This is a genomic window from Oceanobacillus limi, assembly GCF_900111445.1.
Taxonomy (GTDB): Bacteria; Bacillota; Bacilli; order Bacillales; family Amphibacillaceae; genus Ornithinibacillus; species Ornithinibacillus limi.
Genome location: NZ_FOHE01000011.1, coordinates 33,402 through 59,246, shown reverse-complemented (window position 1 = coordinate 59,246; position 25,845 = coordinate 33,402). Strand labels below are relative to the sequence as shown.

General features: G+C 38.6%; 30 protein-coding genes and 2 tRNA genes. 30 read left to right on the top strand and 2 right to left on the bottom strand.

The genetic code is table 11. The annotated features are described in order from the left end of the window. The first annotated feature begins 7 nt into the window (after positions 1-7). From BMX40_RS12525 to uvrC, 9 genes are all read left to right on the top strand, one after another. Positions 8-2,350 carry an endonuclease MutS2 gene (locus BMX40_RS12525; RefSeq protein ID WP_090870405.1) on the top strand — a complete coding sequence of 781 codons (2,343 nt, stop codon included), beginning with the start codon at positions 8-10 and terminating at the stop codon, positions 2,348-2,350. 21 nt (positions 2,351-2,371) lie between these two features. Beyond that, positions 2,372-2,779 carry a DUF350 domain-containing protein gene (locus BMX40_RS12520; protein WP_090870402.1) on the top strand — a complete coding sequence of 136 codons (408 nt, stop codon included), beginning with the start codon at positions 2,372-2,374 and terminating at the stop codon, positions 2,777-2,779. A 196-nt stretch (positions 2,780-2,975) separates the two neighbouring features. Beyond that, complete coding sequence (locus tag BMX40_RS12515) at positions 2,976-4,706, top strand: long-chain-fatty-acid--CoA ligase (RefSeq protein WP_170840782.1); 1,731 nt, start codon at positions 2,976-2,978, stop codon at positions 4,704-4,706. A 198-nt stretch (positions 4,707-4,904) separates the two neighbouring features. Beyond that, positions 4,905-5,489, top strand: a complete 585-nt coding sequence (locus BMX40_RS12510) for a fatty acid metabolism transcriptional regulator FadR (protein WP_090870400.1) — start codon at positions 4,905-4,907, stop codon at positions 5,487-5,489. Between the two features lie 93 nt (positions 5,490-5,582). Beyond that, the gene (locus BMX40_RS12505) at positions 5,583-6,356 is read left to right on the top strand and encodes an enoyl-CoA hydratase (RefSeq protein WP_090870399.1); all 774 of its coding nucleotides are present in this window, start codon (positions 5,583-5,585) and stop codon (positions 6,354-6,356) included. Positions 6,357-6,413: 57 nt separating this feature from the next. Continuing rightward, positions 6,414-7,187 (top strand): electron transfer flavoprotein subunit beta/FixA family protein, encoded by a 774-nt coding sequence (locus tag BMX40_RS12500; protein ID WP_090870397.1) that lies wholly within the window; start codon positions 6,414-6,416, stop codon positions 7,185-7,187. A gap of 27 nt (positions 7,188-7,214) precedes the next feature. After that, the gene (locus tag BMX40_RS12495) at positions 7,215-8,189 is read left to right on the top strand and encodes an electron transfer flavoprotein subunit alpha/FixB family protein (protein WP_090870395.1); all 975 of its coding nucleotides are present in this window, start codon (positions 7,215-7,217) and stop codon (positions 8,187-8,189) included. 753 nt (positions 8,190-8,942) lie between these two features. Continuing rightward, positions 8,943-9,257, top strand: coding sequence for a thioredoxin (gene trxA, locus BMX40_RS12485; protein ID WP_090870391.1), 315 nt, complete (start codon positions 8,943-8,945; stop codon positions 9,255-9,257). A gap of 99 nt (positions 9,258-9,356) precedes the next feature. Continuing rightward, positions 9,357-11,153, top strand: a complete 1,797-nt coding sequence (uvrC, locus tag BMX40_RS12480) for an excinuclease ABC subunit UvrC (protein WP_090870389.1) — start codon at positions 9,357-9,359, stop codon at positions 11,151-11,153. A gap of 30 nt (positions 11,154-11,183) precedes the next feature. On the opposite strand, the gene BMX40_RS12475 is transcribed toward uvrC, so the two are convergent. Further along, positions 11,184-11,621: a YslB family protein gene (locus BMX40_RS12475; RefSeq protein WP_090870387.1), complete on the bottom strand. Its 438-nt coding sequence runs from the start codon at positions 11,619-11,621 to the stop codon at positions 11,184-11,186. A gap of 273 nt (positions 11,622-11,894) precedes the next feature. Here BMX40_RS12475 and BMX40_RS12470 point away from each other — a divergent pair, with 273 nt between their 5' ends. The 4 genes from BMX40_RS12470 (at position 11,895) to BMX40_RS12455 (ending at position 15,578) form a co-directional block, all read left to right on the top strand. After that, entirely contained in the window at positions 11,895-12,515 is a 621-nt protein-coding gene (locus BMX40_RS12470) for a succinate dehydrogenase cytochrome b558 subunit (RefSeq protein WP_090870385.1), read from the top strand. Between the two features lie 21 nt (positions 12,516-12,536). Continuing rightward, a complete protein-coding gene (sdhA, locus tag BMX40_RS12465; RefSeq protein ID WP_090870383.1) occupies positions 12,537-14,303 on the top strand; it encodes a succinate dehydrogenase flavoprotein subunit in 1,767 nt (588 codons plus the stop codon). Beyond that, positions 14,303-15,067, top strand: coding sequence for a succinate dehydrogenase iron-sulfur subunit (gene sdhB, locus BMX40_RS12460; protein WP_090870381.1), 765 nt, complete (start codon positions 14,303-14,305; stop codon positions 15,065-15,067). The genes sdhA and sdhB overlap by 1 nt, the downstream gene beginning before the upstream one ends. 67 nt (positions 15,068-15,134) lie before the next feature. After that, positions 15,135-15,578 carry an acyl-CoA thioesterase gene (locus BMX40_RS12455; protein ID WP_090870379.1) on the top strand — a complete coding sequence of 148 codons (444 nt, stop codon included), beginning with the start codon at positions 15,135-15,137 and terminating at the stop codon, positions 15,576-15,578. Between the two features lie 48 nt (positions 15,579-15,626). Here the strand turns inward: BMX40_RS12455 and BMX40_RS12450 are convergent, their stop codons facing one another. Continuing rightward, on the bottom strand, positions 15,627-15,851 hold the full coding sequence (locus BMX40_RS12450) for a helix-turn-helix domain-containing protein (RefSeq protein ID WP_072892025.1): 225 nt from the start codon (positions 15,849-15,851) through the stop codon (positions 15,627-15,629). Between the two features lie 341 nt (positions 15,852-16,192). Between BMX40_RS12450 and BMX40_RS12445 the strand changes: the two genes are divergently transcribed. From BMX40_RS12445 to BMX40_RS12365, 17 genes are all read left to right on the top strand, one after another. Next, on the top strand, positions 16,193-16,633 hold the full coding sequence (locus tag BMX40_RS12445) for a MarR family winged helix-turn-helix transcriptional regulator (protein ID WP_090870578.1): 441 nt from the start codon (positions 16,193-16,195) through the stop codon (positions 16,631-16,633). Positions 16,634-16,655: 22 nt separating this feature from the next. Then, positions 16,656-17,480 (top strand): glutamate racemase, encoded by an 825-nt coding sequence (racE, locus tag BMX40_RS12440; RefSeq protein WP_090870576.1) that lies wholly within the window; start codon positions 16,656-16,658, stop codon positions 17,478-17,480. A gap of 115 nt (positions 17,481-17,595) precedes the next feature. After that, a complete protein-coding gene (locus BMX40_RS12435; RefSeq protein WP_090870377.1) occupies positions 17,596-18,675 on the top strand; it encodes a GerMN domain-containing protein in 1,080 nt (359 codons plus the stop codon). A 115-nt stretch (positions 18,676-18,790) separates the two neighbouring features. Further along, the gene (rph, locus tag BMX40_RS12430; protein WP_090870376.1) at positions 18,791-19,552 is read left to right on the top strand and encodes a ribonuclease PH; all 762 of its coding nucleotides are present in this window, start codon (positions 18,791-18,793) and stop codon (positions 19,550-19,552) included. Further along, positions 19,552-20,148, top strand: a complete 597-nt coding sequence (locus BMX40_RS12425; protein WP_090870374.1) for an XTP/dITP diphosphatase — start codon at positions 19,552-19,554, stop codon at positions 20,146-20,148. Before rph ends, BMX40_RS12425 begins: the two co-directional genes overlap by 1 nt. A 12-nt stretch (positions 20,149-20,160) precedes the next feature. Beyond that, a complete protein-coding gene (locus BMX40_RS12420) occupies positions 20,161-20,679 on the top strand; it encodes a metallophosphoesterase family protein (protein ID WP_090870372.1) in 519 nt (172 codons plus the stop codon). Positions 20,680-20,871: 192 nt separating this feature from the next. Continuing rightward, a tRNA-Gly gene (locus tag BMX40_RS12415) sits at positions 20,872-20,945 on the top strand. Between the two features lie 4 nt (positions 20,946-20,949). Beyond that, a tRNA-Arg gene (locus BMX40_RS12410) sits at positions 20,950-21,023 on the top strand. Between the two features lie 186 nt (positions 21,024-21,209). Then, positions 21,210-22,253, top strand: coding sequence for a tyrosine-type recombinase/integrase (locus tag BMX40_RS12405; protein ID WP_170840781.1), 1,044 nt, complete (start codon positions 21,210-21,212; stop codon positions 22,251-22,253). A 161-nt stretch (positions 22,254-22,414) separates the two neighbouring features. After that, positions 22,415-22,819 carry a helix-turn-helix domain-containing protein gene (locus tag BMX40_RS12400; protein ID WP_090870368.1) on the top strand — a complete coding sequence of 135 codons (405 nt, stop codon included), beginning with the start codon at positions 22,415-22,417 and terminating at the stop codon, positions 22,817-22,819. Between the two features lie 390 nt (positions 22,820-23,209). Beyond that, positions 23,210-23,488 carry a hypothetical protein gene (locus tag BMX40_RS12395; RefSeq protein WP_244513524.1) on the top strand — a complete coding sequence of 93 codons (279 nt, stop codon included), beginning with the start codon at positions 23,210-23,212 and terminating at the stop codon, positions 23,486-23,488. Further along, positions 23,485-23,865 carry a hypothetical protein gene (locus BMX40_RS12390; protein ID WP_090870364.1) on the top strand — a complete coding sequence of 127 codons (381 nt, stop codon included), beginning with the start codon at positions 23,485-23,487 and terminating at the stop codon, positions 23,863-23,865. Before BMX40_RS12395 ends, BMX40_RS12390 begins: the two co-directional genes overlap by 4 nt. Positions 23,866-23,985: 120 nt before the next feature. Beyond that, complete coding sequence (locus BMX40_RS12385; protein WP_090870362.1) at positions 23,986-24,192, top strand: hypothetical protein; 207 nt, start codon at positions 23,986-23,988, stop codon at positions 24,190-24,192. Continuing rightward, positions 24,176-24,445, top strand: a complete 270-nt coding sequence (locus BMX40_RS12380; RefSeq protein ID WP_090870360.1) for a hypothetical protein — start codon at positions 24,176-24,178, stop codon at positions 24,443-24,445. Before BMX40_RS12385 ends, BMX40_RS12380 begins: the two co-directional genes overlap by 17 nt. Next, positions 24,432-24,779, top strand: coding sequence for a hypothetical protein (locus BMX40_RS12375; RefSeq protein ID WP_244513523.1), 348 nt, complete (start codon positions 24,432-24,434; stop codon positions 24,777-24,779). The genes BMX40_RS12380 and BMX40_RS12375 overlap by 14 nt, the downstream gene beginning before the upstream one ends. Then, positions 24,776-25,168, top strand: a complete 393-nt coding sequence (locus tag BMX40_RS12370; protein WP_090870358.1) for a hypothetical protein — start codon at positions 24,776-24,778, stop codon at positions 25,166-25,168. Before BMX40_RS12375 ends, BMX40_RS12370 begins: the two co-directional genes overlap by 4 nt. A 31-nt stretch (positions 25,169-25,199) precedes the next feature. After that, the gene (locus BMX40_RS12365) at positions 25,200-25,826 is read left to right on the top strand and encodes a hypothetical protein (protein WP_090870356.1); all 627 of its coding nucleotides are present in this window, start codon (positions 25,200-25,202) and stop codon (positions 25,824-25,826) included. Positions 25,827-25,845 lie beyond the last annotated feature (19 nt).

Genomic DNA, 25,845 nt, shown 5'->3' with positions numbered 1-25,845 from the left:
TAATCCAATGAATGAACGAATTCTCCGGGTATTAGAATTTAATAAAGTTGCAGAGCAATTAACCAATCATGCAGCTACGTCGCTTGGGAAAGACCTCGCTACAAAGCTGAAACCATCTACAGATATTAACGAAGTTGTTGCATTACAAAATGAAACAGATGAAGCAGTCCAAATTTTAAGGTTAAATGTAGCAATTCCCCTAGGCGGTATATTTGATATTCGTGGTAGTGTAAAGCGTAGTGTTATTGGTGGTATCTTGAATTCTGGTGAATGTCTTGATATTGCAAATACAATATATGGAGGTCGCCAGGTAAAGGATTTTATAGAAAAGTTGGAAGATGATCTACCAATATTGAAAAAGCAGGTGGAAGGAATTACTCCACTCCGGGATCTAGAAAGGAAAATTAAAAGCTGTATCGATGATCATGGATATATGATGGACAGTGCGTCGGAAAAACTTCGGGCGATTCGCTCATCGATTCGCACCTATGAAAGTAGAGTACGAGATAAATTAGATAATTATACGAAAACGAAAAGCAACATGTTATCAGATGCAATTATTACAATAAGAAATGATCGTTATGTTCTACCAGTTAAACAGGAATATAGAGGTGCAATTGGTGGAATTGTCCATGATCAGTCTGCTTCCGGACAAACCTTATTTATGGAACCGAAAACAGTAGTTGATCTGAATAACCAATTACAGGAGGCAACATTAAAAGAAAAGCAAGAAATAGAACGGATTTTGAAGGAACTTAGTGATGAAATAGCAAACAATGAAGATGTCTTACTAAATAATGTCGCTATTTTAGCAAGCATTGATTTTATCTTTTCTCGGGCAAAGTTAGCCCAAGAAATGAAAGCAGCAATGCCACAGATGAATGATAGTGGCCGAATTAAAATGCAACAAGCCCGACACCCATTAATTTCGATGGATGAGGTCGTAGCAAACGATATTGAAATTGGCAGTGATTATACTGCAATTGTGATAACAGGTCCAAATACTGGTGGTAAGACAGTTACCTTAAAGATGATTGGTTTATGTACGTTAATGGCACAATCTGGATTACAAATTCCGGCTTTTGACGGTTGCGAATTAGCCGTATTTGATGATGTGTTTGCAGATATTGGTGATGAACAATCCATTGAGCAAAATTTAAGTACGTTTTCATCACATATGACAAATATTGTAGATATTCTAAAGCATGTAAATGCTCGTACACTTGTGCTGTTTGATGAGTTAGGTGCAGGGACGGATCCTCAAGAAGGGGCAGCCTTAGCAATGGCTATACTGGATGAAGTTGTGTCGAGGAATGCGCGAGTTATTGCAACTACGCATTATCCTGAACTGAAAGCATATGGATATAATCGATCAAATGTCATTAATGCTTCCGTTGAATTTGATGTAGAAACACTGCAACCAACGTATCGATTATTAATTGGTATTCCGGGAAGAAGTAATGCCTTTGATATTTCACGTCGGCTAGGCCTGGATGAACAGATTATTGATCATGCGAAAAGTCATATTGGTGTAGATTCGAAAAATGTTGAAAATATGATTGCTTCACTGGAACAATCACAGATTCAAGCAGAGAAAGATTATGAAGAAGCACATCGAGTCTTGCTTGAAAGTGAGCAACTTCGGAGTGAAATGGAAAACGAGTGGTCCAAACTTGAGCAACAACGTGAGTCGATTTACAAGAAAGCTGAAGAAAAAGCGGAAAAAGCATTACAAAAGGCAAGAGAAGAAGCTGAAGCAATCGTAAATGAAATTCGAAATATGAAGACAAATGCTGAATTGAAAGAACACGAATGGATTGAAGCGAAAAAGATGTTAGAAGAAGCTCGTCCTAACCTTGGCAAGAAAGAAAAAAATAGCGAGCAGACATCTAATAATTCTCAACAGGAATTGCACCCAGGCGATGAAATTAAATTGCTTACTGTGAATCAAAATGGTACTGTGTTAGAAAAGATCAGTGAGAAGGAATATCTTGTTCAGGTCGGAATTATGAAAGTGAAAGCTAAACGTAAGGATTTACAAAAGGTAGGCAAGAAAAAGCAACAAATAGAAAAACCACTAGCCACAATCAAAGGGTCTAATTACCATGTAAAGACAGAGCTGGATCTTCGTGGAGAACGATACGAGAATGCACTTCATCAATTAGAAAAGTATATTGATGATGCAATTCTAGCTGGTTATTCGAAAGTTTCTATTATTCATGGGAAAGGAACAGGTGCATTACGAAAAGGTGTTCAGGAATTTGTGAAGAAGCACCCAAACATTGCTAAGCAAAGAGCTGGTACTGCTGGTGAAGGTGGAAGTGGAGTTACGGTGATTGAATTTCAATAGTTTTTCTTGGGGGGAGAAGAAATGGAAGGATTTTGGGAACTGCTTGCAGTAGAAACAGCAGCAAGGTATAGTGTTGTAATTTTATGTACCATTGTTTTTTTAGCAGTATTCGAATTAGTAACAACCTATAAAAATTGGTCAGAAATTAAAAGTGGAAATTTAGCGGTAGCAATGGCAACTGGTGGCAAGATTTTTGGAATTGCCACCATTTTCCGCTATTCCATTGAGCATAATGATTCTTTGTTAATTAGTATCGGTTGGGGATTGTATGGTTTCTTACTTCTACTCATAGCATATTTTATTTTTGAATTTCTAACACCAACGATTAAAGTTGATGAAGAGATTGGGAATGGAAATATTGCTGTCGGTTTTATTTCTATGGTCATTTCCATAAGTTTGGCATTTGTAATAGGTGCAAATATCATCTAGGGAGAGGAAAAATGGATACACTTGAAGTACTTGCAAAAATATTAATCGTTGTGGCAATTATCTTTGTTGTTGTAGGGGTCTTTTATTTAATCTAAATACGTTAATTCCTACTCATTATGCCGATTTTTTGATGATTTATTAAAAAAATATACAAAAAGTTAAATAAAATTTCAAAAAATATCAATTAGTCGGTATAATGAAATATAAATATAGTACTAAGGGAGGAATTGATGTGGAAGAAAAGCTATGGCATGCGAACTATCCAAAAGAAATTCCAACTACCATTGATTACGACGAAAAACCTTTACATGTCTTTTTGGGTGATGCTGCAAAACGTTACGGTGAAAAGAAAGCGCTTTATTTTATGGGGAAGGAGTTGTCATTTACTGAGGTCCATACACAAGCAAAGATAATGGCAAATTATTTCCAACAATTGGGGTTAAATAAAGGGGACCGAGTAGCAATCATGCTACCTAATTGTCCGCAAGCGGTCATTAGTTATTATGGTGCCCTAATGGCAGGTGGAATTGTAGTCCAAACAAACCCTCTATATACAGAAAGGGAGTTGGAGTATCAATTAAATGATTCAGGTGCAACGTTTATTGTATGCTTAGATATCTTAGTGCCGCGTGTAAAGAATGTTAAGAAAGATACTCCATTAAAGCACATATTTGTAGCGGGGATTAAAGATTATTTACCATTCCCGAAAAACCTAATTTACCCTTTTATTCAAAAGAAGCAATATAATATGGTGGTTAAAGTTGATCATGGCGGGGATACACATGTTTGGACTAAGATTTTGGAGCAAACGACTCCTAATTATCAACCGGTTGAAGTCGATCCGAAAGAAGATTTGGCTTTACTACAGTATACAGGAGGCACAACTGGTTTCCCAAAGGGGGTTATGCTAACCCATTATAACTTAGTGTCTAATGTTCAAATGAGCGACGCTTGGCTTTATAAGACAAAAGAGGGAGAAGAAATTGTTCTTGGTGTGTTACCGTTTTTCCATGTGTATGGGATGACTACAGTCATGAACATGTCGATTATGGCTGGTCAGAAAATGATTTTAATGCCGAAATTTGATGCTGGTGATGTCTTAAAAACAATTCAAAAGCAAAAACCAACATTGTTTCCTGGTGCACCAACGATATATGTTGGATTGTTAAACCACCCAGATTTGAAAAAATACGACCTCTCCTCTATTGAGGCTTGTATTAGTGGATCAGCACCTTTACCAGTTGAGGTTCAAGAGCAATTTGAGAAAGTTACTGGTGGTCGACTAGTTGAAGGATATGGTTTAACAGAATCATCTCCTGTTACACATGCTAATTTTGTGTGGGAAAAAAGAATAAATGGTAGTATTGGTATCCCATGGCCAGATACAGATTCTAAAATATTGGATATGGAAACGTTAGAGGAAGCGGAGATAGGTGATGTTGGAGAGGTTGCTGTGAAGGGTCCTCAAGTCATGAAGGGGTATTGGAATAACCAAGAAGAAACAGATAAAGTGTTAAAGGATGGTTGGTTATTCACTGGAGATATGGGCTACATGGATGAAAATGGTTATTTTTATATAGTTGATCGAAAAAAAGACATGATTATTGCAGGTGGGTATAATATTTATCCAAGGGAAGTAGAAGAAGTATTGTACGAACATGAGGGCGTACTAGAAGTGGCTGTTGCCGGTATTCCGGATCCTTATCGCGGGGAAACCGTTAAGGCATTTGTGGTAGCGAAGGATGGATATGACTTAAATGAAGAAGATTTGAATACTTTTTGTAGAAAGCATCTTGCTGCTTACAAAGTTCCACGATTATATGAATTTCGTGATGAATTGCCGAAGACTGCTGTTGGGAAAATATTAAGAAGACAATTAATCGATTCCGATACAAAGAAAAAACAGGAAGAAAGCAATGTTACGTAGTATTTTTTTAATTCGTTTATGCCCAAGCTGTATATTGACATCTACATGATTCAGAAGTATAATAAAATATGAATGAGTATTCATTCATTTTAGTTTTGTAGATAGAAAGCTACTTATTTAATTACGTGCACGTAAAATATTTGCCCTAAAGGCTCTGCTTGTGCACAGCTTTCTAAGGTTGTTCGAAGGAGTTCAAGTATGAAGAAAAACAAGCCAAAATACAAATTAATTATTGATGCAGCTGTAGAAGTAATTGCAGAAAACGGCTATCACGCTTCACAAGTATCAAAAATTGCTAAAAAAGCAGGGGTTGCTGACGGTACTATTTACCTCTATTTTAAGAATAAAGAAGACATTCTTGTTTCTGTATTTGAAGAAAAAATGGGGCAATTCATTGAGCAAATTGTGTCAGCAACTAGTGAAAAGGAAGATGCGAATAAGAAGTTGCTAACTTTGATCGAAATGCATTTTCGTCAATTGGCTGAAGATCACTATTTAGCGATTGTAACTCAATTAGAGCTTAGACAATCCAATATTGACTTAAGGTTACAAATTAATAATGTACTAAAGCCTTATTTAGTAGTTATCGATGAGATTATAAAAGAAGGAATAGAGCAAAAGCTCTTTCGCGATGACTTAAACAGGAAATTAGTACGCCAAATGATTTTTGGAACGCTGGATGAAACGGTTACGAACTGGGTAATGAAAGATGAAAAGTATGACTTAGTTAGTTTGGCGCCTTCTGTTCATGCGTTAATTACAAATGGTCTCTCTGTTAAGTAAGATTGCTCCAGCTCCCAAAAATGGGAGCTGCGATGGAGAGATGTGATAAAAATGAGTAGTTTTGTTAATATAAACATAAGAAGGAGGGGGAACATGGGGACATTATCATATGAACTACAGGATCAAATAGCTGTTTTAACGATTCAAAGTCCACCAGCTAACGCATTATCTAGTAAATTATTAAGAGATTTATCCGTAAAGCTCGATGCAATTGAACATGAAAATACTGCAAAAGCGATTGTTATTAAAGGGGAAGGGAAGTTTTTCTCTGCAGGGGCAGATATAAAGGAGTTTACTTCTTTCCAAAATTCTTCTGACTATCAATCATTGTCAGAAGAAGGGCAAAACCTTTTTGACAGGATGGAAAGCTTTTCTATACCAATTATTGCAGCTATTCATGGAGCAGCATTGGGTGGAGGATTAGAGTTAGCGATGGCTTGTCACATTCGTATAGTGACAGAAAGTGCGAAGCTTGGATTACCAGAATTAAATTTAGGTATTATTCCTGGTTTTGCTGGAACACAGCGCTTGCCACAATATGTTGGGGGACCAAAAGCATATGAGATGATTTTAACAGGTGATCCAATTAGTGGAACTGAAGCGCAGGCCTTTGGGTTAGCAAATCGAGTCGTCGCTGATGATAACTTAGTTGAAGAAGCTATGAATCTAGCAAAGAGAATTGCTGCAAAAAGTAAACCAACGATCAATCAGGTAATGAAGCTGGTACCATATGCAAAAACGACACAATTTGCAGAAGGTGTGAAGGAAGAAGCGAGAGCCTTTGGAGAGATATTTGGCTCTGAGGATGCCAAGGAAGGTGTTCGTGCTTTCATTGAAAAGCGAAAACCCAATTTCCAAGATAAGTAGATTATCTATTTAAACCTGACTTAAATTTTGAAAACGCTTAAAGAGGAGGAAAATCAAATGAATATTTATGTATTATTGAAAAAGACATTTGATACAGAAGAGAAAATTGTCGTATCAAATGGGCAGATTGAGGACGATGGTGCAGAATTCATTATAAATCCTTACGATGAATATGCAGTGGAAGAAGCAATTAAACAGCGTGATGAACACGGTGGAGAGGTAACAGTAATTACGATAGGTGATGAAGAATCAGAAAAACAATTGCGAACTGCATTAGCTATGGGAGCAGATAAAGCAGTGTTAATTAATACAGAGGAAGATCTTGAAGAAGGAGATCAGTTTACTACTGTAAAAATATTAGAAGCATTCTTTGAAGATAAAGAAGTAGACTTAATTCTTGCTGGTAATGTTGCTATTGATGAGGCTAGCGGTCAAGTTGGGCCTAGATTAGCGGAACGTTTGGATATTCCTTATGTGACAACAATTACAAGTTTGGAAATTGATGGAGATACGGTGAAAATAGACAAAGACGTAGAAGGTGATGTTGAAAAAGTTGAAACAACTTTGCCTGTTTTAGTCACTTGTCAACAAGGTCTTAATGAACCAAGGTATCCATCATTACCTGGTATTATGAAGGCAAAGAAGAAGCCATTGGAAGAATTGGAAATTGATGACTTGGATTTGGATGAAGATGAACTAGAACCAAAAACGGAAACCGTTGACATATTCCTTCCACCAGAAAAAGAAGCAGGAAGAGTGTTGGAAGGCGAAATAGACGATCAAGTAAAAGAGCTTGTGTCATTACTTAAGGATGAAGCGAAGGTACTTTAAATAGAGGGACAGAAGGGAGAAATTCTCATGAGCGATAAATTATTAGTTATTGGTGAAACAAGAGACGGTGTATTACGAAATGTAACCTTTGAAGCTATTGCTGCAGCAAAACAAATTAACCCAGATGGAGAGATTGTTGGTGTCATCTGTGGGGAAGAAAGCCTAAAAAGCCAAGCGCAGGAAATGATTTATTATGGAGCAGATCGAGTAGTTTCTGTTCTTAATGAAAAATTAAAAGATTATACCTCAGACGGTTACGGGCAAGCCGTATTATCTGTCATTGAGGAAGAGTCTCCATATGGTATTGTTATGGGACATACTGCCGTTGGAAAGGATTTAACGCCTAAACTTGCAGCAAAACTTGAAACCGGTTTAATTTCCGATGTAACAGGTATTGATGTAGACGGTGATGAGGTAGTATTTACACGACCAATATACTCTGGTAAAGCCTTTGAAAAGAAAACAATTACGAGTGGTGTCGTTTTTGCTACGATACGACCTAATAATATTCCAGCACTTGACCATGATGATTCTCGTTCTGGAGAAGTTGATGAGAGAGAAGTAGATATTGCTGATTTACGTACAGTGATTAAGGAAGTTATCCGAAAAGCTTCGGAGGGTGTTGATCTTTCTGAAGCAAATGTAATCATCGCAGGTGGCCGTGGGGTTAAAAGTGCTGACGGATTCAAGCCGTTGTATGAGTTAGCAGAGGTACTAGGTGGAGCAGTTGGTGCTTCACGTGGTGCATGTGATGCAGATTATTGTGATTATTCGTTACAAATTGGTCAAACTGGTAAGGTAGTAACACCAGATTTGTATATTGCTGTTGGAATCTCCGGAGCAATTCAACATCTGGCTGGTATGTCAAACTCAAAAGTCATAGTAGCAATTAATAAAGACCCAGAGGCAAATATTTTTAATGTAGCCGATTATGGAATTGTTGGAGATCTATTTGAAGTAATACCATTATTAATTGAAGAAGTAAAAAAGATAAAAGGATAAATACTTTGAAGAGGCTTGGATAAAAGGAATCAAGTCAAAAGGAATCCGAACAATGATTCAAAATTCTTCCATTAGAATTGAATCAGTTCGGATTTTTACTTTACGCATCTTCATAGTTTACTGCGCGTTAGGTATATTATGTGACGTAACTTTTGGTTTCACCTAATGGAAATATTGTTAGATAACCGCTACGGCAGAACGCTTCGCTTTCCGCGGGCACGGCCTTAGCTTCCTCAGAAGCAAAAACCGCTTCTTCCGGGATCTTCGGACACGTGCTGTTCCCGCAGGAGTCTACGCATTCTGTCTCCGCTGTTGAAGTGGTTCTTATTTTGCGAGAATATACAAAACTATGATTATTGATTGAATAATAATCAAAAAATATCAGCGGAGGAAATACATGGAGACTCCTGCGGGAACAGCGAAGATGATGAGACCCCACAGAGAGCGGTCTTTGCGATCGAGGAGGCTCAGCACGAGCCCGCGGAAAGCGTAATGTATTTCCGTAGCGGTTGTCGAAGCGCTAAACAATCGTCGTTAAAATTTTTAACTAAAGCTACAAGAAGTATGACGCATCATATATCAACTGTGAATCAATTTAATCGTGTAATTGTTCTTGGGGTTGAAAGTTTTAATATTCTTCAGTCTCTTTCACATAATTATACTGATAAAAAAATTGGCTTGAAGCAAACTATTAGTAAGGTAATATTTTTGATGATATACTCGTTAACGAGTACAGTATGAGGAGGAAAAATAATGGCAATTGTAAATGTAACTGATCAAAACTTCGCTAGTGAAACTGCTGAAGGATTAGTATTAGCTGATTTCTGGGCGCCATGGTGCGGACCTTGTAAAATGATTGCTCCTGTTCTAGAAGAAATAGACGGAGAAATGTCTGAAAAAGTTCAAATCGTTAAACTCGATGTTGATGAGAATCAGGAAACTGCAGGGAAATTCGGCGTTATGAGTATCCCAACTTTATTATTATTTAAAGATGGTAACGTTGTGGATCAAGTGATTGGATTCCAACCTAAAGAAGCACTTGTTGAATTAATCAATAAACACGCTTAAGAAAATATATGATAACATGAAATAATAATCCCTTGTTGCAAATGTGACAAGGGATTAACTATCGTTATTATAAAATAAGAGTTAAGGATGAAATTGGTTATGAACCAAAATATAAAAGAAAAGTTGGCTGTCCTCCCCGCACAACCTGGCTGTTATCTTATGAAGGATAAGCATAAAACAGTGATATATGTAGGGAAATCAAAACTACTGAAAAATCGTGTCAGATCTTATTTTACTGGTGCTAATGATCAAAAAACACAGCGACTTGTACAAGAAATAGATGATTTTGAATATATTATTACTTCTACGGAAATGGAAGCTTTAATATTGGAAATGAACCTAATCAAAAAGTATGATCCTAAATACAATGTTATGTTAAAGGATGATAAGTCGTATCCTTATTTAAAGATAACTGCAGAGCGACATCCCCGATTGTTAATAACACGGAAAGTAAAGAAAGACAAGGGAAAATATTTTGGTCCGTACCCAAATGTTTCAGCAGCTCGGGAAGCAAAAAAATTGCTTGATCGACTGTACCCTCTACGTAAATGTAATAATCCTCCAGGTCGATATTGTTTGTATTACCATATGGGTCAATGCCTAGCTTGTAGCGAACAACCACCCACAAACGAAGCGTATAATCAAATTGTTCAACGAGTGACATCATTTCTTCATGGTGGTTTTAAAGATATAAAAAAAGACTTACAAACAAAAATGTATGAGGCAAGTGAACAACTTAATTTTGAACGAGCAAAAGAGTTACGAGATCTAATCGAACATATTGAAGTTGTGATGGAACAGCAAAAAATGACATTAAATGATAATGTGGACCGAGATGTGTTTGGATATAGTTATGATAAAGGCTGGATGTGTATTCAAGTATTTTTTATTCGCCAGGGAAAATTAATAGAGCGGGATGTAGCTATTTTTCCATTTTTTGATGAACCAGAGGAAACATTCATTAGTTATGTGGGACGGTTTTACTTGCATCAACATCACCCAAAACCAAAGCAAATATTTGTTCCAATAGGAATTGATATAGAACTTCTCAAGGAGTTACTTGAAATTAACGTTCATACACCATATCGTGGTCGTAAAAAAGAACTAGTGGAGCTTGCTATGGAAAATGCGAAAGCATCCTTAAAAGAGAAGTTTTCTCTCATTGAACGTGATGAGGAACGCACTATTCTTGCCGTTGAAAAATTGGGAGATGCATTAAATATTGAAATACCACATCGAATCGAAGCTTTTGACAACTCCAATATACAAGGAACAGATCCGGTATCGGCAATGGTCGTTTTTATTGATGGTAAACCAAATAAAAAGGAATACCGAAAATATAAAATTAGAGATGTTAAGGGACCGGATGACTACGAAACAATGCGTGAAGTTATTAGGAGAAGGTATACACGTGTTTTAAAGGAATCTTTACCTTTACCAGATTTAATTGTTATCGATGGGGGAAAAGGACAAATGAGTGCAGCTCTAGATGTATTGGAGAATGAGCTTGGGGTAGATATTCCTATTTGTGGTTTAGCAAAGGATGATAAACATAAGACAAGCGAATTACTATACGGGGATCCTCCCGCTGTCATTCCTCTATCACGAAAATCACAAGAATTTTATCTTGTACAGCGTATTCAGGATGAGGTCCATCGATTTGCGATTTCATTCCATCGACAATTACGTGGTAAGAGTTTATTTCAATCGGAATTAGATAAAATACCGGGTGTTGGAGCGAAGCGTCGTAAGTTATTATTAACCCATTTCAAATCCGTTAATGAAATAAAACGAGCTTCCATTACAGATATTACGAAATTGGGAGTACCTAAAAACATTGCTGAAGAAATCTTAGAGTATCTCAATACGGTAAATAATGAAAGAGGTACGGAGTAATGTCGTACCTCTTTTTGTAAATAGTTGTATCTACTCAATAAATACAATTTCGAATTCAACTTGGCGTATTTTTTTATTAGTTTCTTCGACGCACTCACAGTCTTTTCCTTTTAATATACGTATTGCTTCCGCAAGAAACCCTGCTTCAAGTCGGAAATTTACATCTATAGGTGCATTAATCCGTTGTACGACGGAATCTGAGAGCATATGAAAGATTAATTTGTTTCTCTTTTCTTTAAATAGGTCTAGTTTTCCCCAACCACATTTATCAAAGAAGTGAACAATATCTCCTAAAGATTTGATTTCAAACTTTCTTGCCAAATTCTTTCCCATAAAGTATAACAATGTATCTGCTTCTGATCCTAAAATATCTGGTAAACTTATGTAACGAAGGATGTCATATCCCGCTCCCGAAGTGTGTAATTCATCAAGAACAGATAATGATAGTGGTTCCTGTTTGTTCGACATTTTATATTCCCTTCCTATAGTGAAAATTAGCAAATGTAACTAATAGTATTATGTATGCATTTATAGGATTCTGCAAGGGGGGCTTTCGATCATTTATATATTATCTACCTAATCGTAAAAATGATGTATCCATTCCTTGACGCTTATTGTAGATAGAAGTACAATAAATATGTTGTAAATATGTACATTTTAAGAACAATAATAAATCTATAATTATTGTCTGAAATGTCCAACTTTATAAAAAAATCATAGATAAATTAAGGGGGGTAACACATGGCAGAGCATCGTGAGTTTTTTTACAGAAGATTGCACTCACTATTAGGCGTTGTTCCAATTGGGGTATTCTTAATTCAGCATTTAGTGGTGAATCATTTTGCTGTGTATGGGGAAGAAAGTTTCAATAAAGCTGCTGCATTTATGCATGATTTACCATTTAGAATTGTACTTGAAACTTTCATCATTTTCCTACCAATTTTATTCCATGCTATTTTAGGGGTTTACATTGTGTTTACAGCGAAGAACAATGTGAAAAGGTATGGATTCTTCCGTAATTGGTTGTTCTACTTACAACGATTTACTGGAATTGTGACGTTAATCTTTATTTCCTGGCATGTATGGGAAACTCGTGTACAAATCGGATTAGGTAACGCAGATTTAGATTATAGTCTTATGGAAGGGATTCTAGCTAATCCTATCATGTTTTGGTTCTATATTATTGGTGTGATTTCTACTGTATTCCATTTCTCTAATGGGTTATGGGGATTCTTGGTTTCTTGGGGATTTGCTCAATCACCGAGATCTCAAAAAATCGTTACATATGCTACTCTAGTGGTGTTCTTAGTAGTAAGTTACATCGGTATTCGTTCATTAATTACATTTGCTTATGGAGTATAAAGAAAAAGGGAGTGAGTATATATGAGTAATCGTAAAGTCGCTGTAGTCGGTGGAGGGTTAGCTGGACTCATGGCAACCATAAAAGCTGCTGAAGCTGGTGTAAGCGTTGACTTATTTTCTATCGTACCTGTTAAACGCTCTCACTCTGTATGTGCCCAAGGTGGTATTAACGGGGCTGTCAATACAAAAGGGGAAGGAGATTCTCCTGATATCCACTTTGATGATACGGTCTATGGTGGGGACTTTTTAGCAAATCAACCACCAGTTAAAGCTATGTGTGATTCTGCACCTAGTATCATTCATATGTTAGACCGAATGGGAGTAATGTTTAACCGTACTCCTGAAGGTTTATTAGACTTTAGACGCTTCGGTGGTACACAACATCACCGTACAGCATATGCAGGAGCTACAACAGGACAACAATTATTATATGCATTAGACGAACAGGTTCGTCGTTATGAAGTAGAAGGATTAGTTACGAAATATGAAAGTTGGGAGTTTATCGGGATTGTTACCGATGATGAAGGCGTTGGTAGAGGAATCGTTGCACAAGATATAAAAACACATGAGATTAAATCATTTCCATCTGATGCAACCATTATGTCTACTGGAGGACCTGGAATTATCTTTGGTAAATCCACTAACTCTATGATTAACACTGGTTCTGCTGCTAGTGCTTTATATCAGCACGGTGCGAAGTATGCAAACGGTGAGTTTATACAAATTCATCCAACTGCAATTCCTGGAGATGACAAACTACGTCTAATGAGTGAATCTGCTCGTGGTGAAGGTGGACGTGTTTGGACATATAAGGATGGTGAACCTTGGTATTTCTTAGAAGAGAAATATCCTGCCTACGGTAACCTAGTACCTCGTGATATTGCAACCCGTGAGATTTTCGACGTTTGTGTCAATCAAAAACTAGGTATTAATGGGGAAAATATGGTTTATTTGGATTTATCTCATAAAGATCCTAAAGAATTAGATGTAAAACTCGGTGGTATCATTGAGATTTATGAGAAATTCGTAGGTGAAGATCCACGTAAAGTGCCAATGAAAATTTTCCCTGCTGTTCACTATTCAATGGGTGGGTTATGGGTTGATTATAACCAAATGACTAATATTCCTGGTATTTTCGCAGCTGGTGAGTGTGATTATTCGCAACATGGTGGAAACCGTTTAGGGGCTAACTCGTTGCTATCAGCAATTTATGGTGGTATGGTTGCTGGACCTAAAGCGATTGAATATATTGAAGGTCTAGAAAAGCATGTTGACGATCTTCCGTCTAGTTTATTTGAGAACCGCGTAAAAGAAGAGGAAGAAAAATTTGAAGCAATGATGAATATGGATGGCGACGAAAATGCTTATCAGCTTCATCAAGAGCTTGGCGAGTGGATGACAGATAATGTAACCGTTGTACGCGATAATGAAAAACTATTAAAAACAGATGAAAAGATCCAAGAATTACTTGAGCGTTGGGAAAATATCAATGTAAATGATACCGCACGTTGGAGTAATCACGGGGTTATGTTTACTCGTCAATTGAAAAACATGCTTCACTTGGCTCGTGTTATTACAATTGGTGCATATAATCGTAACGAAAGCCGCGGGGCGCACTATAAGCCAGAATTCCCTGATCGAAATGATGAGGAATGGTTGAAAACAACAATTGCTCAGTTTGATAAAGAAACAAACTCTCCTGTCTTCTCTTATGAAGATGTAGATGTTTCGTTAATCAAACCTCGTAAGCGTGATTACACAAAAAAAAGCGAAGGGAGTAAATCTTAATGGCTGAGAAACAGACAGTTACTTTTATTATAACTCGACAAGACAGCCCAGAATCTGCTCCTTATGAAGAGACATTTCATGTGCCGTATCGTAAAAACATGAATGTAATCTCTGGGTTAATGGAAATCCGTAAAAATCCAGTAAATGCAAATGGGGAAAAAACAACACCAGTGCAGTGGGACATGAACTGTCTTGAAGAAGTTTGTGGAGCTTGTTCCATGGTTATAAACGGAACGGCTAGACAATCTTGTGCTGCATTAGTTGATGAGCTTGAGCAACCAATTCGACTTGAGCCAATGTCTACTTTTCCAGTTGTTCGTGATTTAATCATTGACCGCGAACGTATGTTTGATGCGCTTAAGCAAGTTAAAGCATGGATTCCGATTGACGGAACGCATGATCTCGGTCCGGGGCCACGTATGCCTGAAAAGAAACGTCAATGGGCTTATGAACTATCAAAATGTATGACATGTGGTGTATGTTTAGAAGCTTGCCCGAATGTTAATGATAAATCAGACTTTATTGGTCCGGCTGCGATTTCGCAGGCTCGTCTATTCAACTCTCATCCAACAGGTGAGATGAATAAGAGTGAAAGATTAGAAGGGTTAATGGAAGATGGAGGAATTGAAGGATGTGGGAACGCACAAAACTGTGTTCAAGTTTGTCCAAAAGGTATTCCGCTAACGACTTCCATTGCAGCGATGAATCGTGCAACAAGTATTCAATCATTTAAAAATTTCTTTGGTAGCGATAACGCTCATTAATAGTTTATGAACAATACGACCCCTACCTAGCTTGGTAGGGGTTATTTTTTACAGAGGAGAAAAATATATGAAGAATATTAGTTATATAGATAATATGGACACGTGGAGAGAGGAGTTTACCTTTTCTACACCGATAAAAATAAGGTTTTCTGAAACAGATATGTTTGGCCATGTTAATAATGTATCCCCTTTCATTTATTTCGAAGAAGCTAGAATCGAGTTCTTATCCTCGCTAGGATTGTTTGGTGAAAATCAAGCAAGAGATGGGATTCCGATCGTAGCTGATTTACAATGTGATTATCATAAACAATTGTTTTTTGGACAAAAGATTGATTTGTTCGTAAAAGCGAGCCATGTTGGAACAAGTTCTTTTGATATTCATTATATGGCTTTAAATAAAAGTGGAGAGGTTTGTTTAACCGGCCGAGGGAGAATGGTTTATGTAAATCCTACTACTGGAAAGCCTGTCCCTTTACGTGGTGAGATGAAAGAAAAGTTGCAATCTAATTAGTATAACTATGGATAAAACCGACTTCCAAAAAAGGAAAGTCGGTTTTATTTAGAGCTTTAGTTCGCCCATACGAATAAGCTCTACTACAGCTTGAGAACGCCCCTTGACACCTAATTTTTGCATAGCATTTGAAATGTGGTTACGGACAGTCTTTTCAGATATAAACAATTCCTGGGCAATTTCTTTTGTTGTTTTGTCCTGTACTAAAAGTTCGAAAACTTCTTTTTCGCGTTTAGTTAATAATTGCTTCGGTTTGTAGTCGTTGTCCTTCAAATGTTAACCCCTCCTTGCTGTCATAGAGCTGCAGTATGAAGGGAAATTATTTAGTCACTATTAGCTTATGAAAAGATGCTCAAACGGTGCGCACATTTCCATTTTAAAGAATATAATTACGAATAAAAGCTGGGCTTGTAGTATGTTTCCTCGGGAAAAAAAGAAGCTTGTCTATTCTGCAAAATTAAAATTGAAGCAGGCGTCTTCAAGGCTTCATGAATGTCCATTTTTGAATAAATTACATGTTTCACAAACAAATTATAAGTTTTTTAGCTTATTTATGATAAAATATGACTATATACAGGGTAATTCTACGGGAGGTTACATCTTTGGAAACAGAAATGCAAAGAGACGCGATAGAGAGATTAGAAAAAAGGTTACGCCATATATCCGGCGCAATAAAACAAAATGGTCGAAAAATTTTAAATAACTATCCAATTACATCTCCACAGTTTATAGCTCTACAATGGTTGATGGAAGAAGGAGATTTAACTATTGGGGAGCTTTCAACCAAAAACGGATTAGCTTTTAGCACAACTACTGATCTTGTAGATCGAATGGAAAAAAATGAACTTGTGGAGCGGGTACGTGATTCCAATGATCGACGAGTCGTTCGGATTCATGTATTAGATAAAGGGAAACGAATTATCAAAGAAGTAATTTTAAAACGCCAACAATATTTAGGAGAAGTTTTAGAAAATTTCTCAGATGACCAAACAGCTACCTTAATAGAACTGTTGGATCAATTACATGATAAAATGAAAAGTATCAATGAAAAATAACAGCAAAGATGAGGCGGTATGTTTGAATAAACCAATTGGGGTCATCGATTCTGGTGTCGGTGGCTTAACAGTAGTGCATGAATTGATGCGCCAATTACCGAAAGAAAAACTGATTTATTTAGGTGATACACAGCGTTGTCCATATGGTCCAAGATCGGAAAGTGAAGTAGTTGAATTCACATGGGAAATGGTTGATTATTTATTAGAAAAAGATGTGAAAATGATCATCGTTGCTTGCAATACTGCTACAGCCTATACGTTACAAGATCTTCAACGAAATTTAAATATTCCGGTGTTAGGTGTGATTCAGCCTGGTGCTCGGGCAGCCATAAATTTTACCCAAAGCAATCATGTTGGAATAATTGGAACCGAAGGAACAATTAAAAGTAACGCATACATCCATGCATTACAACATATAAAATCAGACATCAAAATAGATGCATTAGCCTGCCCTTTGTTTGTACCGATGGTTGAACAGGGGATATTAGCAGGAGATTTAGCAAAAGATATTGTGCAAAAATCATTACAACCTATAATACGTGATAAAGCGAATATGGATTCTTTAATATTAGGATGTACCCACTATCCATTAATTAAGGATGTAATCCAAACTGTGCTTGGTCCTGAGATTACGCTAATTTCGTCTAGCGAAGAAACGGCACGGGAAGCAAGTGCACTGTTAGAATTTCATCAGCTATTAAACAATGGGGATGAAAAAACGACGCATCAGTTTTACACAACAGGGGAATTAGATATTTTTACAGAAATTACTAGAAGTATTTTTAATAGTTCCGTTGAAAATTTACAATCAGTAACAATTGAAAAAGCGGTTATTCAAAAAAATTAGGACACTATTATCTCATAGCGTCCTAATTTTTTTATGTACGAATTTTTAAAGGTTGGTCTAAATTTAAAATAGGCTCGTATATATAATAGTACAAACCATCGTAGGAGGGAATTGCATGAGAAAACACCGCGTAAAATTATTCATTGCTGCTACTAGTGTTTCGCTTATTTTGACGGGATGCTTTCAAGGTGAACAATCACTTGAGGAGAATATGGATCCACCACAAGAAGCGGAAGCAGTGGATAGTACAGAAGATTTAACTTCTAGTATCCAATCAGAAGATGAAGAAGCAGAGTCTTCTGAAGCTGCAAAAACGGTTGAGCGTGAATTATATCTATTAGACGCAAACGGTATGGTAGCATCTCAAACTGTAGAATTGCCAGTACTAGATTCTAAGGAAGTTGCAACACAAGTTCTTGAGTATTTAGTAAAGGATGGTCCAGTATCCAACATATTACCTGATGGGTTCCAAGCTGTATTACCTGCAGGTACGGAGATTTTAGGATTGAGATTACAAGAGGAGGATGGCACTTTAATCGTTGACGTATCGGAAGAATTCAAAGAATATGAGGCAGAAGATGAGGTCCGCATTTTAGAAGCAATGACTTATACGTTAACTCAATTTGACAATGTAGAAAATGTAAAATTATGGATTAATGGACATGAGCAAGAAGTTATGCCGGTTAACGGTACGCCGGTTGCAGATGGTTATACACGGGCTAATGGGATTAACGTAATTGAGTCAGATAATATTGATCTTATTAATAGTCAAGCAGTAACAATGTATTTTCCTGCTGAGTATAATGAAAATCAATATTTCGTTCCAGTGACACAGCATGTGAAAGTGGAAAATGGAGATGAATTACAAGCAATTACGGATTCTCTAGTAAATGGACCGGGATATGTTTCGAATTTAATGCAAGTATTCAATTCAGAGACGGAGTTGGTTGAAACGCCAACACTAAAAGATGGTGTGTTAGAGTTAGTTTTCAATGAAAATGTATTACAGGATACAGATAATTCTGTCATATCTGATGAAGTTATGGAAACCTTGGTAAGGACATTTACCGATCAGCGAGATGTTGAAGCTGTTAATGTGCGTGTCGAAAACGTAGAGCAGTTAGCAAATGAAGATGGAGAAGTTTACACCGAGCCAGTTACAAAAGATTCTTTTATACAAACTGAAAAGTTCTAACATATATATAGCCTCAAATTACACACTAACGATTTGTTAGTGTGTTTTGTTTTTTTGATACATCTTTTCAGCAGATATATGTTAAGCTAATGGGTGACAAGAGGAGGAGTTTATCATGAGACAAGATCAAAGAGAAGCAAATCAATTGAGACCAATTACAATTACAAAGAATTTCGTCAAGCATCCAGAAGGCTCTGTTTTAATCGAAGTAGGAGAAACAAAAGTAATATGTAATGCAAGTATTGAAGACAGAGTTCCTCCTTTTATGCGTGGACAAGGGAAAGGATGGATTACTGCTGAATATGCCATGCTCCCTAGAGCAACTCAAGAGCGAAATATAAGGGAATCCTCTAAAGGTAAGGTAAGCGGAAGAACGATGGAAATCCAGCGATTAATCGGACGTGCCCTTCGATCAGTCGTAGACTTAAATAAAATTGGTGAAAGAACAGTTTGGGTAGATTGTGATGTGATCCAAGCGGATGGTGGAACGAGAACAGCTTCAATTACGGGAGCGTTTGTAGCAGTTGTTATGGCTTTTGGAGAATTAATAAAACAAAAAAAGATTAGCAAGATGCCTGTCACAGATTACTTGGCAGCAACTTCTGTAGGGATGTTAAGTGATGGTAAGGAAATATTGGATTTGAACTATGCTGAGGATTCAAATGCAGCAGTTGATATGAATGTTATTATGACGGGTTCAGGAGAATTTGTGGAAATACAAGGAACCGGTGAAGAAGCGACCTTTTCATTTAACCAATTACAAGCAATGCTTCATCTTGCTAATGATGGTATGAATGAAATCTTTACGATTCAAAAGGAAACGATCGCTGATTTGGCAAACCGTATTGGAGAGACTGATGAAGATGGTGATAAGTGATGAAAAAAATAATTATTGCGACTAAAAATAGAGGTAAAGCTAAAGAATTTGAAACGATGTTTACAAAATATAATATTCAAGCAGTGTCTCTATTGGATTTAGATAATGATATCCCAGACGTAGAAGAAACAGGATCTACGTTTAAGGAGAATGCAGCATTAAAAGCAGAAGAGATATCTAGACTACTGGAAACACCTGTACTAGCAGATGATTCAGGACTTGTCATTGATGCACTTAATGGAAGACCAGGGATTTATTCTGCTCGATACGCAGGGGAGCCAAAAGATGATAAAGCGAACGTTGAAAAGGTGCTGGCGGAGCTTAAGGAAGTACCAGAAGAAAATCGTTCAGCGCGTTTTGTGTGTGTATTAGCCGTTGCGATACCTGGGGAAAAGACACTTTTTCGGACAGGATACTGTGAAGGGAAAATCCAACGACAGCCGAGAGGTGAAAACGGGTTTGGATATGATCCTATTTTTGTTCCAAAGGATTATGATCGAACAATGGCAGAGCTTGCGCCTCAAGAAAAAAACAATATTAGTCATCGGAAAAATGCGATTGTTCAGTTAGAAGACTGGCTGAAGAGTTTATCATAACGAGGTGTTAAAATGAATCGTGTACTAATTGTAAGTGATAGCCATGGCTTAACAGAAGAACTCATGGAAATTAAACTGCGACATGCTTGTACATATATGTTTCATTGTGGTGATTCAGAGCTAGAATTCGATGCGAAGGAATTAGAAGGCTTTACAAGTGTAGGTGGAAACTGTGACTTCGATTCCCGGTATCCAGAGGAGTTCGTAACCGATATTGGAGATCTCTCTTTCTTTATCGCGCACGGACATTTGCATAATGTTAAGATGAACAGTATGACGATATCCTATCGTGCAGCAGAATTGGATGCGAAAATAATATGTTTTGGTCATACGCATATTGCTGGTGCGGAAAAAATAAATGATCAATTATTTATTAACCCGGGAAGTATCCGATTACCAAGAGGTAGAACAGAAAAGACTTATGCTGTTATGCAATGGGATAACGTAAATGATATAGAAGTCCTCTTTTATACATTAGATGGTAAATTGGTGGAGGATATGACCTATCATACAGATCTTGCGGATAAATAGATGATCTACTAATGCTTTTCAAAAGGGGCAGTTATAACCTTTTGAAAAGCATTTATGATTTTTTTGAAATAAATGGTTGACATATTTATGTGTAATGAATATAATATATTTTGTGACCAAAAAAGAAACCTTAATTTTAAGTGGTAAAGCTACGTGTTGTTCCGAAGCACAATAATCAATGAATAACCTTATGCGGGTGTAGTTTAGTGGTAAAACCTCAGCCTTCCAAGCTGATGTCGAGGGTTCGATTCCCTTCACCCGCTCCAATATGTCCCAGTAGCTCAGCTGGATAGAGCAACAGCCTTCTAAGCTGTGGGTCGCAGGTTCGAATCCTGCCTGGGACGTTTACCGTTATAAATTCCGATAAAAACCCGTTAACTTAGGCGATAGACCAGTACGGAGAGTTATCGGTGAGTATTCCGATTTTCCCTTTCCGATAAACGTAACGATGCAGGATACGGGAACACTGTCGGACTAGAACGCTTCCTTGCGTGGGACTAATGTCACCGCGAAAAGGAGGCGTTTTTGTTTTGGGACGAAGTTTTATCGGAGAAAGACGACCAACAGCCGTCCGTTCTGTCCGACAACGTAACGATGTCACACATACGGACATAACGCTCGACGAAGCGTTAGAAATATTCGTTAATGCGAAAGAGGCGGAAGGTGTGCGTGAACGCACCGTCAAGGAATATCGACTACATATCCGTTACCTATCCGAATTTATTTCGGAGCAAAACGGACAAGCCGAGGTTATGTTATCGAGTGTGACTCCGGACATTATCCGAGCATACATTACGTATTTATTACGCGATAGGAAGGCGTATGAGGGCGATTTAACACGCCGAGATACGAAGGAAGGGTTATCGCCTAATACCGTTAATATACGCCTTAGAACGCTTAAGACGATGTGTCGATTTTGGTACGAAGAAGGTTACGCAGAAAGTAACGCCATGAAAACGATAAAGCCGGTTCGGACGGATAAGGTTGCGGAGGTGCAAGGACTTTCCGAGCCGGAGATTAACCGAGTATTGAACGCGTTGGACGAAAGGCAATACGCACAATGGCGAGATAAGACGCTTATTTACCTGTTGCTCGACACTGGCTTGCGGATTAACGAGGCAGTCACGTTGACGGTCGGGCAGATTAATCAGCGACATAACGAAATCACCGTTACATCGGAAATAGCGAAGAATCGGAAGTACCGCGATGTTCCGGTTAGTCGCGAAGTGTTAAAACGATTGCTCGAATTGCATCGCGAATCAACCGATTATTTCGGCGGTACTGACCGTATATTTATGAACGCGTACGGCGAGGAATTTACGGCAGATGCGTTCCGGAAGCGATTGAATCGACTGAAAAAGAGAATCGGAATGAATACGCTACATCCGCACCAATTCCGACATACATTTGCTCGCGATTATCTATTAAATGGCGGAGATTTATTTACGCTGCAAAAAATCCTCGATCATGCGGATATTAAAACGACGAGGAAATACGTACAGATGGACGCCGAACACGTCCGCAGTCAGCATACGAAACATTCGCCATTACGGAGATATATGCGAAGAAGATAACGGATATGCGTCACCTTTTCGGAGGTGGCGTTATTTTTTTTGCGTAAAAGTGTGCGAAATGAGGTTCTCGCGCATCTAACATTATAAGAGCGAAAATAATTTCGTGGATTTATTCGCCATTTGTGGAGTTAGTTTCGATGTAGTTAATAGGAGGTGGATATATGACGAATGAAAATCTCGTATCCATCGAGACAAAGACCGAGCGTTCCTTAACGGACGGGAAGTCGGAAACGCAGATATTCCTTAAGATGTACGTCAGTGCCGTCAAGCACGGGTTACTAGCCGACATGGGCGATAGCAACTGGCGTACACTTTGCGTCATAGCTTCGTTCATGGACGAGGATGGTAACTGCTATCCGACACAATCGCAAATAGCGAAAGGGTTAGGAGTTTCGCGTCAAGCAGCCGGAAGGAGGGTGCGGAAGTTACTCGAATACCGATGGCAAGGTCGTCCGTTAGTAACTGCGATACAAGATAGGCACGAAGGTAGATTCGATAATACGAGATATACAGTTCTTCCGATTAGTCAGATACGAATATTTGACGCAGAACCCGAAGAATTGTAAGGATTTCGTAGCCACCGTGCTACCTGTGGTCGCGCGACTGTGAGCCGACATGGTTATAGGTTGCACTAACTAGAACTAGGTTTTAACAAGAACTAATCTTTTAACAAGATAAAACATACCGCCTTAAAGAAATTCACTTTAAGTCGGGACGAATAAAAGATATTCCGAAATGTATTGTATATAGGTATTTGTCGGAGAAGTGTTTCTTGTTAAAAGAAACCAAAGAAAATTAAAAATAAAAGAAAGGTGGCGCAGCGACGCCTAAAAGGAGTGAGTAACATGGTTTGCGACTGTTGTAAATCGAGAGGTAAAACTTGGGAAGGTAGCGATCCTAAATGCGCATTTGATAGCGAAGGTAATTTTCTATCGGACAATTGGAATTGTGGAACTATGAATGAATTACGATTTATTGCTAATGAGATAGGAACCGTCAACCGTGACGATAACTCTTGCGGAACAATAGGATATGTACCGGTTGATAACGATTTTGCACCGGATGATTTCGATACTTTCGGCGGATACATCGTTATGATGTGGTATAAAGATCGCGGTAGAACAGATAACGCCGTGTTCATGACTGACGATGAAACTAGCGATATAACTATAAAACACGCAGAGTTGGCGATAACCACGTATCAAACTTATCGAAAAGGAGGACGATTAACGTGAGCGAAAAAGTCGCATTACCGAAGGAAGTAGCGGAAGTAATCGAACACTTGCGAAGCCTACCGTATTATTCCGACGATAAAATACTCGAAGTAACCGTCGATCCTGCTGACGAATGGGTAGGCGCTAAAACAGACGCACTAAATGGTGTCGACACAATGACGTTAGCAAGCGCACTAGTCAACGGATACACCGTCGAGCAGACGCCTCACGAAAAGTTGCGCAATTATTACGAAGCTAACGATTGGTTACAGGATTCCGAAGAAATGAGTTCCACGGAACGGCAGCGGTCGTTAGGGTGTAGGCAAGGCGTTCGAAAGACGCTACACATTCTCGGAATCATCGTCGAAGGCATCAACGACACCACAGACGCAAAATAACCGCCCACACAGACGTTTTTATCCGCAACATGAACGCTAATACTCCGAGAGCGTCAAACGGCTTATATGGGCGTTATAGTAACGAAATTATTACGGTAAATAGCGAAAGGGTGACGAAGTATGACGGACAAAGATCAGGCGGATTATTTCCACGAAAGATGGTGTGAAGAACGCGAAATCACCGCAGACGCTCACCGCAAACTAACGACCGTTACGCAAATACTCGATCATATGACGGAGAGTGGCGTGCATGACGTAAGTATCGACTTAGTTAAGGCGTTATTACAACCGACAAAGGAGGCGTTGAAAGATGGCCAAGGGTCTTAGTTTTAACGTAACTTTAAGTGACGAACAGATCGATCAAATCGCGGCAGTAACCGCGGATAAAATAAGGTATTCTACGGAGGTTGAGCGTAATACGCACGAATACTACGAAAGTAAGTTAAGGACAGAAAAGAGGAAATTCGAATTATTAAGCCGGAAGTTAGCAGAGAAAGAATTCGCGATAGATCGTCTACGTGACGTAGCGAGGAAATGGAAGGAAAAGGCGGAAGGGAGTGCTGACGATGACGGAAACTAAACGACTAACCGACGAACAACTAGCGGAAATCCGTGAGCGTGCCGAAAAGGCTATGGAAGGTCCGTGGCGAATCGGAAAACAATCGCCAAACGGTGCGCAGAATGTCGGAACTATGGGCGGATTATTAACGGCACAAACTACCGACTTAGATAACGCAACCTTCATCGCACACGCTCGCGAGGATATTCCGAAGTTGGTGGCGGAGATTGAGCGGTTACGTAAGCAATTAACGCTAATACATTCCGACACTTTTTACGAAGATGATGAGTTTATTAGCATAAAGCACGTAATCAGAAAACGGACGGAGATAGCGTTAGGAGGCGAACGCAAATGACCCGAACTAAATCGACCGACTGGCGTAACCTTCCGCTCGACAAGTGGAATACTTTGACATTCCACGCCTACCTATCGGACAAGCACGAAGAAATGTTCGGAGTGGAATACGTACCCTACCGCGGATGGCAAGCGGAAAAAGGGTTAATCGGAAACTTGATCGGAACTAAGACGAAGGGAGCGAAGTATGATAAGGCGATTGTTAAACGATTTATTGACGAAGCCATGTCCGAATATAAGCCTACGCGACAATATCCCGGAACTAGTTTCGGATGGCTTTATACGTACCGTAAGCAGACATGGCAACGTGTGTTGGCGGAGGTACAGCGGAAAGAGGAACGGAAGGAAGCGCAAGAAATCGATGTGGACGATATTAGCGGATGGCTATAAGCGAAATTAAAAACGGAAAGGGAGCGGTATAATGAGCGGAGTTATCGAAAATATGGAGGCGAATATCGAGGATTTACGGAATGAGGTTGCGGAGTTGAAGCGTAAGGTTGGGGCGCTGGAAAGCGGCAATATCGAGAAGGAAGTATGTACGACGTTAGAGGAGCGATTATGGACGCCTCAAAAAGAGCGTGACGAAATCGTGGAGCGCGCTAAGTCTGATGTGGAATCCTTAAAAGATTCTAAGGGAGGCATAACCTCGAGGCTAGGGTATAGGGAAGGTGAATCTGGTATCATATGCGATGCAGAATTTATTGTTAACGATGGAAAAAGAACAGTCGTTTGCCTACTGAAAGGGCAGCTAAGTTCGATTGTCTACGCAAGAGGTATCGCAAAATGCGCCCCTAACGATTGCTTCAACGTTCATATCGGAAAGGCTATTGCGTTACGACGCGCACTAGGACTCGAAGTACCTAGCGAATACCTTAACGCACCACAACCGACGGAGGTTCGCGTTGGTGATATCGTTGAGTACGAAGGTGAGTTTTGCGAAGTGGTACCGGATAATACGGATATAGGCGATGAAGTACCTTTACGTTATTGTTGGGTAACTAGCGCATTTGCAACGCAAGGTAAAATCATCGACGACTCACGCGAATAATTAACGGAGGTGAACGCAA